This is a genomic window from Actinomarinicola tropica, from assembly GCF_009650215.1.
In the GTDB taxonomy this organism is placed as follows: domain Bacteria; phylum Actinomycetota; class Acidimicrobiia; order Acidimicrobiales; family SKKL01; genus Actinomarinicola; species Actinomarinicola tropica.
Genome location: NZ_CP045851.1, coordinates 799,088 through 815,270, shown reverse-complemented (window position 1 = coordinate 815,270; position 16,183 = coordinate 799,088). Strand labels below are relative to the sequence as shown.

Annotated in this window: 18 protein-coding genes; 9 read left to right on the top strand and 9 right to left on the bottom strand. The window is 71.5% G+C overall.

Annotated features, from left to right (window positions below; all coding sequences use genetic code 11):
- Positions 1–10 precede the first annotated feature (10 nt).
- Entirely contained in the window at positions 11–664 is a 654-nt protein-coding gene (locus GH723_RS04150; RefSeq protein ID WP_153758464.1) for an 8-oxoguanine DNA glycosylase OGG fold protein, read from the top strand.
- Positions 665–685: 21 nt separating this feature from the next.
- Here the strand turns inward: GH723_RS04150 and GH723_RS04145 are convergent, their stop codons facing one another.
- A complete protein-coding gene (locus GH723_RS04145) occupies positions 686–982 on the bottom strand; it encodes a hypothetical protein (protein ID WP_153758463.1) in 297 nt (98 codons plus the stop codon).
- Positions 983–1,465: 483 nt separating this feature from the next.
- Here GH723_RS04145 and GH723_RS04140 point away from each other — a divergent pair, with 483 nt between their 5' ends.
- The 4 genes from GH723_RS04140 to GH723_RS04125 are packed head-to-tail and all read left to right on the top strand — an operon-like array spanning position 1,466 to position 5,320.
- Positions 1,466–3,073: an SIR2 family protein gene (locus tag GH723_RS04140; RefSeq protein WP_153758462.1), complete on the top strand. Its 1,608-nt coding sequence runs from the start codon at positions 1,466–1,468 to the stop codon at positions 3,071–3,073.
- A gap of 28 nt (positions 3,074–3,101) precedes the next feature.
- On the top strand, positions 3,102–3,533 hold the full coding sequence (locus tag GH723_RS04135; protein WP_153758461.1) for a TY-Chap domain-containing protein: 432 nt from the start codon (positions 3,102–3,104) through the stop codon (positions 3,531–3,533).
- 20 nt (positions 3,534–3,553) lie between these two features.
- Positions 3,554–4,396 carry a histidine phosphatase family protein gene (locus GH723_RS04130; RefSeq protein WP_267471361.1) on the top strand — a complete coding sequence of 281 codons (843 nt, stop codon included), beginning with the start codon at positions 3,554–3,556 and terminating at the stop codon, positions 4,394–4,396.
- Positions 4,397–4,405: 9 nt separating this feature from the next.
- Positions 4,406–5,320, top strand: coding sequence for an HNH endonuclease (locus GH723_RS04125; protein ID WP_153758459.1), 915 nt, complete (start codon positions 4,406–4,408; stop codon positions 5,318–5,320).
- Here GH723_RS04125 and GH723_RS04120 read toward each other — a convergent pair.
- Positions 5,238–6,374 carry an AAA family ATPase gene (locus GH723_RS04120; protein WP_229023041.1) on the bottom strand — a complete coding sequence of 379 codons (1,137 nt, stop codon included), beginning with the start codon at positions 6,372–6,374 and terminating at the stop codon, positions 5,238–5,240. The two genes, GH723_RS04125 and GH723_RS04120, sit on opposite strands and share 83 nt — an antisense overlap.
- Positions 6,371–7,147, bottom strand: a complete 777-nt coding sequence (gene pnuC / locus GH723_RS04115) for a nicotinamide riboside transporter PnuC (RefSeq protein WP_153758458.1) — start codon at positions 7,145–7,147, stop codon at positions 6,371–6,373. The genes GH723_RS04120 and pnuC overlap by 4 nt, the downstream gene beginning before the upstream one ends.
- A 98-nt stretch (positions 7,148–7,245) precedes the next feature.
- Here pnuC and GH723_RS04110 point away from each other — a divergent pair, with 98 nt between their 5' ends.
- Together GH723_RS04110 and GH723_RS04105 are read left to right on the top strand one after the other, a co-directional pair.
- A complete protein-coding gene (locus GH723_RS04110) occupies positions 7,246–7,974 on the top strand; it encodes an NUDIX hydrolase (protein ID WP_153758457.1) in 729 nt (242 codons plus the stop codon).
- 16 nt (positions 7,975–7,990) lie between these two features.
- The gene (locus GH723_RS04105; RefSeq protein ID WP_153758456.1) at positions 7,991–9,457 is read left to right on the top strand and encodes an ADP-ribosylglycohydrolase family protein; all 1,467 of its coding nucleotides are present in this window, start codon (positions 7,991–7,993) and stop codon (positions 9,455–9,457) included.
- Between the two features lie 69 nt (positions 9,458–9,526).
- Here GH723_RS04105 and GH723_RS04100 read toward each other — a convergent pair whose 3' ends face one another.
- The 6 genes from GH723_RS04100 to GH723_RS04075 form a co-directional block, all read right to left on the bottom strand.
- Positions 9,527–9,829, bottom strand: coding sequence for a type II toxin-antitoxin system PemK/MazF family toxin (locus tag GH723_RS04100; RefSeq protein WP_195210514.1), 303 nt, complete (start codon positions 9,827–9,829; stop codon positions 9,527–9,529).
- Between the two features lie 14 nt (positions 9,830–9,843).
- Positions 9,844–10,089 carry a ribbon-helix-helix protein, CopG family gene (locus tag GH723_RS04095; protein ID WP_195210513.1) on the bottom strand — a complete coding sequence of 82 codons (246 nt, stop codon included), beginning with the start codon at positions 10,087–10,089 and terminating at the stop codon, positions 9,844–9,846.
- 8 nt (positions 10,090–10,097) lie between these two features.
- Entirely contained in the window at positions 10,098–10,511 is a 414-nt protein-coding gene (locus GH723_RS04090; protein WP_153758453.1) for a hypothetical protein, read from the bottom strand.
- A gap of 139 nt (positions 10,512–10,650) precedes the next feature.
- A complete protein-coding gene (locus tag GH723_RS04085; RefSeq protein ID WP_153758452.1) occupies positions 10,651–12,024 on the bottom strand; it encodes a hypothetical protein in 1,374 nt (457 codons plus the stop codon).
- Between the two features lie 47 nt (positions 12,025–12,071).
- Positions 12,072–13,259, bottom strand: a complete 1,188-nt coding sequence (locus GH723_RS04080) for a Fic family protein (protein ID WP_153758451.1) — start codon at positions 13,257–13,259, stop codon at positions 12,072–12,074.
- A 90-nt stretch (positions 13,260–13,349) separates the two neighbouring features.
- Positions 13,350–13,820, bottom strand: a complete 471-nt coding sequence (locus GH723_RS04075; protein ID WP_153758450.1) for a winged helix-turn-helix transcriptional regulator — start codon at positions 13,818–13,820, stop codon at positions 13,350–13,352.
- Between the two features lie 54 nt (positions 13,821–13,874).
- On the opposite strand from GH723_RS04075, the gene GH723_RS04070 reads away from it, so the two are divergent.
- Complete coding sequence (locus tag GH723_RS04070) at positions 13,875–15,350, top strand: DHA2 family efflux MFS transporter permease subunit (protein WP_153758449.1); 1,476 nt, start codon at positions 13,875–13,877, stop codon at positions 15,348–15,350.
- Positions 15,347–16,177, top strand: coding sequence for an acyl-CoA thioesterase domain-containing protein (locus GH723_RS04065; protein WP_153758448.1), 831 nt, complete (start codon positions 15,347–15,349; stop codon positions 16,175–16,177). The genes GH723_RS04070 and GH723_RS04065 overlap by 4 nt, the downstream gene beginning before the upstream one ends.
- Positions 16,178–16,183: the final 6 nt, after the last annotated feature.

Genomic DNA, 16,183 nt, shown 5'->3' with positions numbered 1-16,183 from the left:
TGTTCCGGGGATGGCTGACGATCCCACCCTCGCCATCCCTTTTCCCTCTGGTCACCTGCTGAGGAGCAGCGACCACGGCGCCGTGACGCTACGACCAGCGACCTGGGCGGCCTACAAGGCGATCGCCGCCACGGTCGACGCCCCAGAGTCGATCACGCGCGCCGCGCTCGCCGACGCCGCCCGGGAGACGCTGGCTGCTCCCAGCCCGGATGCCCTCCGTCGACTGTTCGCGCTGACGATGATGTGGGGGTCCGGGACGAGCAACGGCCGTGGACCGCGCAACACCAACACGGCGCTCCGCAGCCTCGGGCTCGACTCGGCCCTGGCTCAGAGCCTCGACCGTCTCCAGGACGGTGATGTCGGCGGTGCGTTCCTCCTCCACCGCAAGGTGCCCGGTGTCGGGCCAGCGTTCTTCACCAAGTGGCTGTGGGTCGTCGGCACAGCCAGCGGCGCGTCCCCGCGACCCCTCATCCTCGACAGCCTGGTCTGGACGGCGCTGGGGGAGCTCGGTTGGGATAGCCGTCTCGCCGCCGGCACGCGCTCATGGGGAGCGCGGTATGTCGCCTACCTGACGGCCTGCGAACGCTGGGCGGAGGCCGCCGGCGACAGATGGACGCCGGAGGACATCGAGTACTCGCTGTTCGTCTGGGGCCGCGGCGACTGACTCGGAACCTCGCCGACCTGCTCAGACGTCGTCGTCGTAGCGGATGGCGGGCGGCGCGGACGCCATCCGTCGTCTGAAGGCCGCTGTCGTCGCTGCATCGCTCTTCGACAGACGTTCGCCCAGGACGTCGGGGACGTGCGCCGGCTTCCTCCGACTGGCCTGGCGGTCGACCCGCTGCCGCAGCTGTGCCATCGACGCCCCACGGCGCAATGCAACGGCCAGTGATGACCGCGGCAGCCGGTCTCCCCATCGTCTGACGAAGGTCACGGCCTCCGGCGCTGAACCGACCATGGAGACGAGCCGCTCGAAGTCCCCCATGGTGAGACCCGCAGCGCTCACATCGCGCCTCGAGTCCTTGCTCAGGCCGTACGCCTTCCAGCGCTCCCGCTCCGCCCGCTTCGCTCGCTTGCGAGAGCCGCCAGATCCTCCCGACGTCCGCCGCGTCATGTCCCGCCGAGGCGTGGCCGCGCGTCCCTCTGCCGCTCGAGGCCCTGGGCCCTTGGAAACCGCTTCGACCGGGGCGTCGGTGGACGACGGCGCCAGTCGCTGCACCTCCATCGCCACGAGCTCCTGATGCCATCTCGCGACGGTCTCAGGCGAGTGCCTCAGCCAGCGCTGCTCGTGCCCATCTTCCTCTCGATGCTCCACCAGTCCCCTCCCGACGGCTGCTCCAGACGGTCGGCAGGAGGACCGACGCGATGAGCGTCGATCTCGACCAAACGTCGCCGCTTCACCTGGGATCGTCCCTCGTACTGCCGATTGGAGAGGCGCCCCCAGCAAATCCTCACCATCGAGAGCGGCATGCCCGGACATCTGTTCATCACCCACGGCGACCTGCGCCACCTCGCCTGCGACGCGATCCTCGTGCCGTCGGGCGCCGCTCCACGTGGGCGCGACCCACGCCCCCATGTGGCCAAGCACTGGCGCAAAGTCCTTCCCGTCGAGGCGCTGGATGGCCCCTACCTCCGTCAGTCCTTCGCCCGGAATCGCTCGACACGGCAACTGACCTCCACTCGTTCGGCAGCGGGTCCGACGATCTGGGTCGGCGACACCGCACGGGACCGCGACCAGAGCGCAGCGGACCTGGCTGAGGTGGTCGCCGAGTTCATCCAACGGGCGAGCGCTCAGGCGACCAACCCGGAGCGTCCGAGGCCACTCGACCACCGCCGGCCTCTTGTTGCGTTCCCGCTCGTGGGGACAGGCGACGGGTTTCACTCCCAGTCGAAGGGCGACGTCGTGAAGGCGGTCGTGCAGCGCGCTCTGGGAGCAGTGAAGACCCACGATGTCGACGCTGTTCTCGTCGCCTACGACCCGGCCGCCTACGCCGCCGCTCAGCAGGCCCGCAGCCGCTACGCGCGACCTCCGCTGCAACTGCTACCTGCGGCTCAAGCCACGTTCGACCGCGTCAGGGACGAAGCTCGCGACGGACGACTCGTCCTGTTCCTCGGTGCGGGCGCCTCGATGGGTGCCGGACTCCCGTCCTGGCGAACCCTCGTGAACGGGCTCATCGAGGAGACCCTGGGTCCCGACCGACCGTCTGACTCCCAACTCGGCCGGATGGACGTCCGCGACATCGCCACGCTGATCGAGAAGTCGGGCCAGCCAAAGGGCTTCCGCGACCTCATCGTCGACCAGATCGCAGTTGGTCCTCGCGAGACGCCTCGAGTCAGCCTCCTCCACCAGCTGATGGCGTCGCTACCCGCACACGAGGCCGTCACGACGAACTACGACACCCTGTTCGAGACCGCCTGGAGCGACACCGGCAGGACGCCGACGATCCTCCCGCGTGACGGCCAGGTACTCAGCCGGGACTGGCTCCTGAAGCTGCACGGGTCCGTAGACGACAAGGAGCGCATCGTCCTCTCCCGTGGCGACTACCTCCGCTTCGAACGCGAAGCGAGCGCGCTTGCGGGTCTCGTGCACGCCGCTCTTCTGACTCGGCACCTTCTGTTCGTCGGATACTCGCTGAGCGACGACAACTTCCACCGCATCGTCCACCAAGTGCGCGACCTCCAGCCCGTCGATCAGAAGGGCGCAACCAACGTGCTGGGAACCGTCTTCACGCCCGACGAACCCACCGTGATGCAGCAGCTGTGGAAGCCAGAGCTCCCGATCCTCTCGACGCACAGGAAGCGGTTGCGGGCCAGTTCGGCTGTGCGCGACCAGGCGATCCTCCTCGACCGACTGGCCGCGGAGGCCTCCCCGCCAGGACGCCACCTCCTCGACGAGTCCTACGACGCCGTGTTCAACGAGGGCGAACGTCAGCTCCGAACGGCGATCGACGACCTCCTGACGCTCGTCGAGGCCGAAAGGGTCGCTGGCAAGGTGATCCGGCCTGCTCTGCGTGCCGAGGTTCGATCCGCCCTCGAACGCTTCCAGTCCCAGACGCCCACCACGAAGTCGTCATGACCGCGACACGACGGGGAGACGATCTGCCGTGACCTCACTCGAACACCTCGTCGAACCGTTGAGCGGTGCGCTCGCCGCTCTCACCGAGGACGAGTCACTGATCATCTCCCGCCCCGGTTCCCTCGATCCAACACTGACCGATGGTTCCAACCGCTTCGTGCAGTTCACCCGGTTCGGGTCGGACCTCCGCGCCGAGAGCGTCGGCGATCGCTACCTGGAGGGAGCCGACCAGCTCACACCCGATCAGGTCACCGTCCTCCTCGAACTGGGCTGGGAGACCCCCGACGAAGGCGGGAATTACTGGGGCCAGTGGGAGGAGCCTGTCCCGCTAGGAATGGTGGCCGCGATGGCCGTCCGCACCCTTCAACTGGTCCACGGCGTCGAGCACATCGAACAGCTCGATATCGACGGGTCTCCAGAGATCACCCGAACCTTCCGTGACGCACCGGGGGCGATGTGACCGACGGGCCTGCGGCGTCGATGCCGCTCGATCTGTTCCTCGTCCGCCACGGCCAGAGCGAAGGCAACGTGGCGCTGGAGGCAGCAAAGGCCGGCGACCTCAGCATGATGACCGATGCCTACCTGACCCGCAGCGCTGCGGATTACCGACTCACGGACCTCGGTCGCGCGCAGGCGGCAGGTGCCGGCGCGTGGCTGCGCAGCTGGCTGGACGCCACCGGAGTCCAGAGGTTCGATCGCCTCTACTGCTCGCCCTACGTGCGGGCTCGCGAGACGGCAGCCCACCTGGCGCTGCCGAACGCCGCGTGGCAGCTCGAGCCGCTGCTACGGGAACGCGACTGGGGCCTCTGGGAGGGGCTCGGCCGAGACGAGACAGCCGATCGGTTCCCCGAGTCGACCGCTCAGAAGCGGCGCAACCGGTTCCTGTGGCGACCCGAGTCCGGAGAGAGCACCCCGGACCTCGATATGCGGGCCCGGGAGGTCCTGGGCACCCTCGCACGCGAGCTTCCGGCCGGCCGCGTCCTCTGCGTCACACACGAGGACGTCATGTGGGCGTTCCGCTTCCGACTCGAGAAGCTGTCGATTGAGGAGTGGATTGAGATCGTCGAGGACGACGACCGGGGCAAGATCCCCAACTGCGGGATCCTTCACTACACGCGCGTCGACGACAGCGGAGTGATGCACGAGCGGTTCCACCGCGTTCGCCTCGTCGACCCAGCTGACCCCGTGTCCGCGCAGTGTTCGACCATCGAGCGGCCGCGGTTCACCAACGAGCAGCTGCTCGCCCAGGTCGACGAGGTGCTGCCGCTCCTGCCGGCGGCTACGACGACTGAGAACCTCACATCCGGAGACTCGAACAGCTAGAACCCTGACATGGCGCGGGGCCCCGACATCGATGTGCGCTTGGCAGCGTTCCAGTTCCTCGAGGAGCAGACACGGGTTTGGGGCGAGGTGCTCCCCTGGCGACCCCTTGCGCAGGGGTTCACCTGGCACGGGCGGCGTGTCCCGCTCGTCAGCCAACAAGGCATCTTCAAGCCCGCCGTCCTCGAGCAGGTGCCGCTCAGCATCCGCACGACCCCCGAGGCCCCCGGTCGAGAACGACCGTACGACGACGGCATCACCGAAGAGGGTCTTCTCCTCTACCGCTACCGAGGGACCGACCTCGCCCACCGCGACAACGTCGGGCTCCGCATCGCAATGCAGGAGCACATTCCCATCATCCACTTCATGGGGATCACCAAGGGTCAGTACTTGGCCTCGTGGCCGGTGTACGTCGTAGGCGATGACCCCTCAGCCCTGGCGTTCACGGTCGCACTCGCCGAGCCCGAGGCGCTGGCGCCCGACCTCAGCCCGGCGGTGGCCGAAGACGCTCGGAAGGCGTACTACCGAGCCGTGACCAAGCGGCGACTCCACCAGGCCGTGTTCCGCGAGCGAGTTCTCCACGCCTACAGCGGTTCATGCGGCATCTGCCGCCTGCGCCACGTCGAGCTCCTGGATGCCGCGCACATCCTTCCCGACAGCCACCCGCGCGGTGAGCCCGTGGTGCCCAACGGCTTGGCGCTGTGCAAGATCCATCACGCAGCCTTCGACACGAACATCCTGGGAGTCCGTCCCGACCTCGTGGTCGAGGTTCGCAAGGATCTCCTGCTCGAGCGGGACGGACCCATGCTCCGACACGGAATTCAGGAGATGGACGGAAGCCAGCTCACGGCGCCTCGGCGACAGGAGTGGCGACCTTCCCGAGAGTTGCTCGAGGAGCGGTACGAGGAGTTCCGAAACGCCAGTTAGAGCCGGGCGAACGGACCGGAGGTATGGAGCGCAGCGTGGCCACCTCGGCCACCCGCTCCTCTCGGCTGCCGGCGACCTCGATCCACTCGACGCCCGATTCGTCGAGCACTTCGCGGAAGCGTTCGGTCATCCAGTCCCGAAGGTGCTCGCCGTCGCGCAGGCCGTCCTGCTCGAACGGGACGCCCTTGGGCAACGTGAGCACGTAGAGGTCCGGCCGCCGCTCCCCTGCCAGCGCCCGCTCCACCAGCTCCCGCGTCGGCCCACCCAGGTACCGCTCGTGCCAGACGGCCGTCGCCAGCAGATCCGTATCGCACACGAGCCACGGCCCGGCCGGCCCGAGGACCACGTCGTCGTCCGCCGCCCACACCTCGAGCGCAGCCCGCTCCGATGCCTCCTGGTTGTCGGCGATCACCGCGAAGTCCTCCGCCGTCCACACGACGTCGTCGATCGAGCCGAACCGCGCCGCCAGCACCTCGCTGTGCGCCCGTCCGAACTCGGCCACGTACGGCCCGCCCAGCGCGTCGGCCAGGTCTCGCGCCAGCGTCGTCGTCCCCGTCGACTCGGCGCCGACGACCACGACCTTGCGGGTCAGGCCCCGCCGCACGATTGGGTGCAGCCACCGCCACCCCGCCGCGAGGTCGGCGCGGATCGCGGTTCCGGAGGTCGGCACCCCCACTCGCTCGCGGTCGACCATCACGTGCTCGGCCCCGAGCGCCTCGGCGAAGAGCACGCCGTAGTCCTCCGACGACACGACCAGGTCCCACGGACCGAGCCCGAGCCCCGCGAGGTGTCGTGCCCACGCGGGGCTGCACCCCGGCGGGCACGGGTCGGGCGAGTGCCACCCGCAGATGTCGGCCACCGCGTGCACCGTCGCCGTCGGGTGCACCTCGGCCAGCCACCCCGCCCGCTCCCCCGCTGGCGGCCATTGACCCTCCAGGTCGCAGACGACGACGTCCACGTGCTCGGCCCGCTCGAGCGCCGCCTCGATGAGCATGTGGTGGCCCCGGTGCGGCGGGAGGAACTTGCCGACGACGATCGCCCGACGCCCGGTCACCGGGCCCACCTCGCCTCGGCGGCCGCCGCGCCCGCCCGCTGAAGCCGGTGCGCTCGACCCCAGTCCCGCAGCCCGAGGCTCGCGATCACCAGGTACAGGCAGTACAGGGCGGCGAACAGGTGCGCCCCGGACACCACGTAGAGCGCCACCGCGGACACGTTCACCGGCACGAGCCACAACCACCACGCCTCCACCCGCTTGAGGGTGAGGAGCGCCTGCGCCGCGACGGACGCCGCCACGATGGAGGAGTCCCACAGCAGGGTGTCGCTCGGTCCGTGCAGCCGCTCGAACAGCCCGGCCAGGGCGAACGTGCCGGCGACGACGGCGACGGCCACGGCGATGCGCCCCGGCCAGCCCATCCACGCCACCGGCCGATCGGTGCGACCCTCGCCGCCCCGGATCCAGAACCACCAGCCGGCCACCTGGATCGGCACGTAGTACCCGAGGTGCAGCCACCCCTGGCCGACGAGGTCGATCTCGAAGAAGAACGCCCCCATCGCCACGACGCTCACCAGCCCGAGCGGCATGCACAGCACGTTCTGGCGCCGGGTGATCCACACGCAGGACAGCGACGTCACCGTCCCGACCACCTCGAGCGTCGTCGGCCCGGCGCCGCTCACCCACCGGCTGAGCACCGAGTAGAGCGCCGTGATCGCCGCTGCGGCGACGACGGCCGCCAGGGCGTGACGCCGGTCGAGCGCCGTGCCCCACACGGGGGTGCGCTCGACGACGGGGAGCTGCTCGGCGGTGAGGCGCTCGTCGATCTGGGTCATCACGGTTCCCTCCGGATCCGGTCGGTGTTATGGTCACTCTGACACTTACTCGACTCCGGTTCAAGTCAAACTGACCACAACAGGACGAGGCGCACCTCATGTCTCCCACACTCGACTACGACCCCCACGAATTCCCGCCCTTCGCGGTCACCGTCGACCTCGTCGTGTTCACCATCCGCGACGAGCGGCTCCACGTCGTCCTCGTCGAACGGGGCAGCGAGCCCTTCGCCGGACGCTCCGCCCTCCCCGGCGGCTTCGTCCGACCCGACGAGGGCATCGACGCCGCCGCCCGCCGCGAGCTCGCCGAGGAGACCGGCCTCGACCTCGGCCGCGACGCCGCCACCCTCACCCAGCTCGCGACCTACGGCGACCCCGACCGCGACCCCCGCATGCGGGTCGTCTCCGTCGCCCACGTCGCCCTCGTCGCCGACCTCCCCGACCCCCGGGGCGGCTCCGACGCCACCGCCGCCGAGCTCGTCCCCGTCGACACCGCCCTCCGCCGCCGGCTCGCCTTCGACCACCGCCGCATCCTCCGCGACGGCCTCGACCGGGTGCGCGACCAGCTCGAGTACCTCTCGATCGCCACCCGCTTCTGTCCGCCCGAGTTCACCCTCGGCGACCTGCGCGCCGTCTACGACGCCGTCTGGGACGTCGAGCTCGACCCCGCCAACTTCCGCCGCAAGATCCTGGCCAGCGGCATCGTCACCCCCGTCGCCGGCGCCCGCGCCACCCCGAGCGCCAGCGGCGGCCGCCCCGCTCAGCGCTACCGCGCCACCTCGACCGCCCTCGCCCCGATCGAGCCGCCGTTCCGTCGGCCGACCGCCTGACCAGTCGGAGGCCGCCATGACCGACCCCACCCCCACCACCGCACGCGACCGCGCCGTCGGCGCGCTGCTCGGCCTCGCCGTCGGCGACGCCGTCGGCACCACGCTCGAGTTCAAGCGCCCCGGCACGTTCGAGCCGATCACCGACATGGTCGGCGGCGGCCCCTTCGGCCTGCGCCCCGGCCAGTGGACCGACGACACGTCGATGGCGCTCTGCCTCGCCGAGTCCCTCCTCGACACCGGCGACATGGACCTCGCCGACCAGATGCGCCGCTACCTCCTGTGGCGCGACCACGGGCACCTCTCCTCCAACGGCCGCTGCTTCGACATCGGCAACACCGTCAGCCGCCAGCTCTCGCGCTTCGCCCGCACCGGCGAGCCGGTCGACCCCTCGGTCGACGAGGACGCCGCCGCCAACGGCTCGCTCATGCGCCTCGCCCCCGTGCCCGTCCGCTGGCACGCCGACGTGGCCGAGGCCGCCGAACGCTCGGCCGAGTCCAGCCGCCCCACCCACGCCGCCCGCCGACCGGTCGACGCCTGCCGCCTCCTCGGCGCCATGCTCGCCGCGCTCATCCGCGGACAGGACGCCGACGAGGTGCTCTCCGCCGACTTCTGGCGATGGGGTGAGCTGCACCCGGAGGTCGCCGACGTCGCCCGCGGCTCGTGGCAGGCGAAGGAGCCGCCCGCCATCCGGGGCAGCGGCTTCTGCGTCGACGCGCTCGAGGCCGCTCTGTGGGCCGTCGCCGGCGCCGCCGACGCTCGCGACGCGATCCTCCGCGCCGCCAACCTCGGCGACGACGCCGACACCACCGCCGCCATCGCCGGCCAGCTCGCCGGCGCCCGCTGGGGCGCGTCCGGCATCCCCGCCGAGTGGCGGGAGCGCATCACCCACGTCGAGCGGATCACGACGATGGCCGACCGGCTGTTCGCCACAGGCGCCTGCGACGGCCCGTCCACCAGCTGGGACCACGACGAGGCGCACCACGCCTGGTGGGTCGAGCCAGGTCGGGTCCTGGCCGGCGAGTACCCGGGCGAGAGCGATGACGGCTGGCGGTCTCGGTCGACGGTCGACCTCCTCGTCGACGCCGGGGTGCGCACCTTCGTCGACCTCACCGAGCCCGGCGAGCTGACGCCCTACGACCACCACGTGACCGCCACCGCCGAGGCCCGCCGCCTCGACCTGCGCCACCGCCGCTTCCCGATCCCCGACTTCTCGGTCCTGGCCGACGATGCCTATGACGAGATCCTCGACACGATCCGCACGGAGTCCGAGCGCGGCGCTGTCTACGTCCACTGCTGGGGCGGCGTCGGCCGCACCGGCACCGTGATCGGCTGCCTCCTCGCCGACGACGGCCACGACCACGACGCCATCGGCGCCCGGCTCGCCGAGCTGCGGGCCGGCACCCGCAAAGCCGACCGCCACTGTCCTGAGACCGACGCGCAGCGCCAGGTCATCCGCGCGCGCGTGGAGCGTTTCAGCCCCTGACCAGGCATTCGCCCAGCACCATCGAAGTGTCCGGCGGGACAGCGAGCTCATCGATGCCCTGGCCGGGCATCACCACACGATGTCGAGCGCGTAGCGAAGGACCTGGTCGAGACGAGCCCGACCCACGGCACCGACTCGTCCGACCGGCTCGGCGTCGAGCAGTCCGAGTGGCACTGTCACGAGGTTGTCGCAGTTGATGACGCACGGTTCGGGCAAGCCCTCCTCCGTTCCCACAGCGACCTCCGAGCGGATGCCGCGCACCGTCCGGGTGATCGGCGCGCAGGTAACGGCAGTCAGGACCGAGATGGCCGCGTCACGCGTGAGGACGCAGACCGGGCGCCGACCCGCCGGCGCGCCGAGGTCGGCCCACACGATGTCGCCCCTCGCTACCACTCGGGCACGACGTCGGCCGCGAGACGGCGCGCCGACTCGACCAGTGCCGGGTCCTGCGGCTGGCGCCGATACGCCTCCCGCAGCTCCCGGTCCGCCCCGGCCTCGTCCGCCGCAGCCAGCACCGCAGCCGCACCCCGCCGCAGCAGGTCGGATCGGCTCGTGCCGAGCTCCGCCGCCAACCGATCGAGGCGGTCGACCAGTTCGTCGTCGAGCTGCACGAGCACCTGCCGACGGGCCATATGGGTCATCATATGGCCATGTCGTCGCTCGGCCACTCCTCCGGCGGGAACGAGCGGAACAGCGGTGGATGCTGGTCGAACATCCAGAGGTCCAGCCGCCAGATCCCCTCCATGAGTGAACGGTGGCGCCGGTACCGCCCTCCCGAGGTGATGTCGTCCTCCCGGCCGGGGACGGGGCCCCGGAACTCGTAGGCGTGCCCCGCGGCATCGAGGTTCAGGTACCTGCGCGTGTCGCCGTGCTTGTAGAGGTAGATGTCGAGGCGCTTGCGGGCGTTGAACATCCGGCCGGCGTACATGAACTCACCCGGGTGGAACGCTGGCATCCGGGCGCTCAGCCTTGAGAGGCGAGCGACCTGCTCGAGCGGGAACCACACCGGGTCGGACTCGTAGTCCGCCTCGGTCGAGAACGGTTGGCGAGCCATCGGCTCCTCCTTCAGTCGCCCCTCGAAGAGGGAACGGGTCACTGAGGGAGCTGACGGCTCCGATAGGTCTGTTGCCGGAGCCGAGGATGCCGCACCTCGATCCGCCGATCAACCATCCTCGGCGCGTCAGCCGGAGGGCTCAGCCGAAGAGCGGATCGGCCGCCGCGACCGGCGGACGCGGCGGGAGGTCCAAGGCGTCGACGATCGTCCGGTCCCCCACCGGCTCATCCAGCGTGACGACCACGGCGTCGGGCGGGCTGCCCTGGCACGTGTACGCGCCCGCCGGCAGTGGGGCCGCGGCGAACGCCACCGCCACCTCGTCGTCGGTCACCTCGACCTGCGGGCCGATGAGCCGGTCGCCCAGCGGCTCCCCGCTGGAGCACGCGCTGCTCGAGACGAGCACGTGCAGCTCGGTCGCATCCGCCCCCGGCTCGGGGTACGCCGGATCGAGCGCCCACGTCACCGCCTCCACGCCCTCGGGCACCGCCCGACGCAACGTGCACGGTGCGCCGACCGCTCCCATCTCGGACCGCCACCGGCCGCGGTCCTCGACCAACCGCAGGAGCACCGACGGTGGGGTGCCACCGCCCACCAGAGCCTCGGAGTCGCCGCGGCTCAGCACCCGCCACTCCATCGCGAACAGATCGTCGGGTTCGGAGCCGATGTTGGGGAGATCCGCCCGCACGGCCTCGGCGAGCGGGTCGTCGGAGTCGAGGAGGTCGCCCGGCTCGTCCAGGGCGGAGTGCGGGAAGGTGTACCCGTCGCAGCTGACGAGCTCGTCGTCGCCGACCGCGAGGAGGTCGACGGTCGCCGGATCGATCGGCACCGGCGGCTCGGTCGGACCGTTCACGCACAGCGCGTCGATCGGGCCGAGCTCCCCGACTGCGGCACGGATCTCCGCATCGGCGAGGCGGAGGTCGATGGACACCCGGTTGAGGTCGGTCTTCACACCGACGCCGATGATGCCGAGCTCGTCCATCGAGCCGACGACCTCCTCGGACACCGCCAGCAGCTCGGCCTCTGTGTGCGCCACCTGCACCAGGTCCACGGTCGTGCCTGACTCGGCGACGGTGGTCGTCTCGGTGATCTCCGGCCGTGGCTCGACGACGGCGACGTCGTCGGGGCTCGGACGCAGCTCGGCGATCGCCGCCCGGTGCGGCGCGGGGTCGTCGGTGAAGGCCAGGACGATCGAGCCGGCGGACCGATCGATCCACAGGCCGCCGAACGACTCGGCGTGCTCCTGGCCGTACGTCTGCAGGACGCCCATCAAGATGACGTCGGGGTTGGCGGTCCTGGCCAGCTCGCCCTGGGCCACCGGCCCGGGCGGCGGCACGTCCTCGCAGAACGGGACCAGCCCGTCGTCGTCCGGCGCGACGGCCGGCACCTGATCGGCCGCCGTCGGCTCCGCGTCGTCCCCGCACGCCGCGACCGTCAGGGCCACGACGACGGCCAGCGCGGCGATCCGCCTGGCCCCTCGATGACCGATCCGTTCGATCCGACCCGCCTCGCCCATGTCCACGAGGCTGCCACACCGGAGATCGATCGGTGCCGAGCCGACCGCTATCGACCGCCGGCCTCCAGCTCGGCGAGAAGATCGAGGAGGCCGTCCGCCTCCCAGGCGCGATTGCGGCGAGCGGCCGAGAGCGGCACCAGCACACCTGCGTCTTCGAGCTGTGCGAGCGCGACCGCGGTCGACGACTTGCTGCGCCCCGTCACCGCCGTGGCGACGGGCAGCGTGATGACCGGATGGCCGGGGAGCTGATCGATCACCGCCCAGGCCGCCGCATCGGATCGCAACGGGACATGGGTCCGGAGACGCTCACGCCAGACGGCCTGACGATCCGCCACCTCCGACAGGTACCGCTCGGCGAGTGAGGCGGACTGTGCGGCAGCGACGCAGAACTGGTCGATCCACCCGACGACGTCGCCCTCGCGAAACGCCGTCAACCCTCGGACGTAGCGCTCCCTCTCCGTCGCGAGCACGACGCTGATCGGCGGCACGTAGCTGGGCGACAACCCGCGACGGCGAAGCACGACGTGGATGAGCGCACGCCCGGTGCGGCCGTTGCCGTCCTCGAAGGGATGGATCGTCTCGAACTGCGCATGGATGATCGCAGCCTGCACCAGAGGCGGCAGGTGGTCGCCCTCGGCTGCCTCGCACAGATCCGCCAGCAGACGGGGGACCTCCTCGGGAGGCGGCGGGACGAATGCCGCGCCGCACGGGTTGTAGTCGTTGCCGCCGATCCAGTTCTGCACCTCTCGCACCCGACCAGCGATGCTGCTGTTCGGCGCGTGCCGCATCAGCGCGGCGTGCACCTCGACGAGGTGCGCTGGCTCGAGATGCGGGGCAGTGCTCGTCTCCTCGACCGCAAGCTCCATCGCATCGATGTTCGACAGGACCTCGGCGACGACCGGTCCGATGTTCCGCCCGGCATCCGCGCTGACCTCTGCCCGGGCGAGGTTCCGGGCATCGACCTGGAGGCCCTCCACCTTCGAGGATGCGATCGACTCAGCCCGCAGCAGCAGCCGGGCCAACGGACGTAGAGCCGGCCGGGATCGATCGTTCAACGAGCGGATCGCCGCCTCGGCGTCAGAGACCATGCCCGCGAGGTCGGCCGGCAACGAGTCCTCGAAGTGACCTACCGGGTGCGGGATGAACGCGTCGTAGCGACACGCCGTCCGATACCGAGCTGGGGCGTAGAGCGCTGGGTCGTACTGCCATGTCCTGCTGACGAGCTCGCCACGCATCCCGGCCTCCCACCCTTCCTTAGTCCGATTTGCATCTTAACTCGGACTAATGCCCAACGTAGGTCCGGGATCACCCGTTGTCGTGCCCCCTCAGCTACGCGGCCGTGGCACCTTGCCGCCACCCGGCCCGGGCACCGCGACGAGGTCCCGCCGCTCGAGCACCTCGCCGCACGACGAGCACGTCGGCACGAGCGTGGTCCGCTCGCCGCACGTGCGGTGCACCAGCTCCACCGGCGGCCCGTCCGGCGCCGACCAGCGGTCACCCCACTCCCGCATGGCGGTGACCACGACCCACAGGTCCCGGCCCTTCTCGGTCAGCCGGTACTCGAAGCGCTCGGGGTTGTCCTGGTACTTGCGCCGCTCGACGACACCGGCGTCGACCAGCGTGCGCAGCCGATCGGTCAGCACGTTGCGGGCGATGCCCAACCGCTCCTGCAGCTCCTCGAACCGGGTGACGCCGAGCAGCAGGTCCCGCACGACGAGCAGCGTCCACCACTCGCCCACCACCTCGAGCGCCTGGGCGATCGAGCAGCGCATGTCCTCGAAGCTCTTGCGTCGCACGCTTCCGAGCGTAGTCCATTGCATGACGCAACGCACTGCCGTACTGTCCGTTGCATGACACAACTGACCACGCCGACCGGCGAGCCCGACCCGAGCGACCCCACCCCCAACGAGCGCCCACCGCAGCCCGCCACCGCGCACGCGGACGACACGGCCCGCCACGCCCGGGCGACGCTCGCCATCGCCAGCCTCGCCGTGCTCGCCACGTTCCTCGACACGACGGTGCTCTTCGTCGCCTTCGGCGACATCGCCCGCAGCTTCGACACGGTCAGCCCCGCCCAGCTCTCCTGGGTCCTCAACGCCTACACGGTCGTGGTCGCCGCCCTTCTCGTCCCCGCCGGCAAGGTCGCCGACCGGGTCGGACACAAGCGGGTCTTCCTCGCCGGCTCGATCCTCTTCACCGTCGCCTCGGTCGCCTGCGCCGCGGCGCCGACCGCCGCGGTGCTCGTCGCCTTCCGCGTCGTCCAAGCCGCCGGCGCCGCCGCCCTCATCCCCTCCTCCTTCGCCCTCGTCCTGCGGGCCTTCCCCAAGGAGCGCCTCCCCGTCGCCATCGCCATCTGGGGCGCGAGCGGCGCCATCGCCGGCGCGCTCGGCCCGACCCTCGGCGCCGCCCTCATCGAGCTCAGCGGCTGGCGACTCGTCTTCCTCATCAACATCCCCGTCGGCCTCGTCACCGTCGGCCTCGGCACCCGGGTCCTCCGCGAATCGCTCGACCCCACCGCCCGCATCCCCGCCCCCTTCGGCGTCGCCGCCATCGCCGCCGCCGGCGCGCTCGTCTCGCTCGGCGTCGTGCAGAGCGACACGTGGGGCTGGACCGACACCGGCACCCTCGCCGCCATCGGCGCCGGCCTCGTCACCCTCGCCGCCTTCATCGCCCACCAGCGCCGCACCGCGGCCCCGGTGCTCGACCTCGACATGTTCGCCTCCGGCAACTTCCGCTGGGCCAACGCCGCCACCCTCGCCTTCGGCCTGGCCTTCGCCGCCATGTTCTTCGGCTCGATCCTCTTCCTCACCGACGTGTGGGGCTGGTCGACCCTGAAGGCCGGGCTCGGCGTCAGCCCCGGACCGCTCCTCGTCGCCGTCCTCGCCCCTCGCTTCGGACGCCTCGCCGCACGGGTCGGCCAACGCCCGCTCCTCCTCGCCGGCGGTGTCGTCTTCGCCCTCGGCGGCCTGTGGCGGGTCCTCATGCTCGACGCCGGCACCGACTACCTCGTCGACTACCTGCCGTCGATCCTCTTCACCGGCACCGGCGTCGCCCTCTGCTTCCCCCAGCTGTCGAGCGCCGTCGGCCAGTCCCTCGCCCCCAACCGGGCCGGCGTCGGCGGCGCCGCCAGCCAGGCCGTCCGCCAGTTCGGCGGCACCCTCGGCGTGGCGCTCACCATCGCCCTGCTCGGCCAGCCCGCCACGCTCGCCGACGCCCTCGGCCGCTTCGACCGGGTCTGGTGGCTCCTCGTCGCCGGCGGCCTGCTCACCGCGCTCCTGTCGCTCCCGCTCCGCACCCGCCCCGCCCCCGTGGAGGTCCCGGCATGACCGCGACCCCGGCCGCCGTCACGACGTCCGTCGGCGACCGGCCCGCGCCCTCGCTCGGCGCCCTGCTCGCCGCCCCGCCGACCGACCGGCTCCAGACCCGCCCGGACCTCCACGGGTTCGGCGGCCTCCACGGCGGGTTCGCCCTCGCCCGGCTCACGGCGTCGATGCGGGCGCACGCCACGACGGGCGAGGTCCGCAGCGTCACCGCCCGCTTCCACCGCACGCTGCGGGACGACGCCACCGTCGACACCGCCGTCGTCCACAGCGGCCGCTCCACCACCACCGTCGCCGCCCGCGCCGCGACCGACGCCGGACCGGCCGTCGACGCCGTCGCCCTCTTCGGCGCACCCCGCCGCAACCCGTGGACCGCGGTCGCGCCAGTCGCCCCCGAGGCGCCGCCGCCCGACGACCTTGGCGTGTTCGCCGTCCCCACCGAGCTCGTCCCCATCGCCGCCCACATCGAGGTCCGCCCCGTCAGCGCCGCCCTCCCCTACACCGGCGGCACCGACCCCGAGCTCGTCGCCTGGCTCCGACTCCTCGGCGACGACGCACCGCCCGACCTGCACCGCCTCCTCGTCCTTGCCGACGCCCTCGCCCCCTCCTACGCCGCGGTCATGTCCGCACCCGACCCGGTGCCCACCGTCGAGCTCACCGTCCGGCCGAGCCCCGGCCTGGCCGGCGCCCACTCCCCGTGGGTGCTCGTGCGGGCCACCACCCGCGCCGCCCACGACGACGGCTGGGTCGACGAGGTCATCGACGTCTGGGGCGCCGACGGCACCCACCTCGCCGGTGCCCACCAGCTGCGGGTCGTGACCTCGGCATCGTGATCTGAG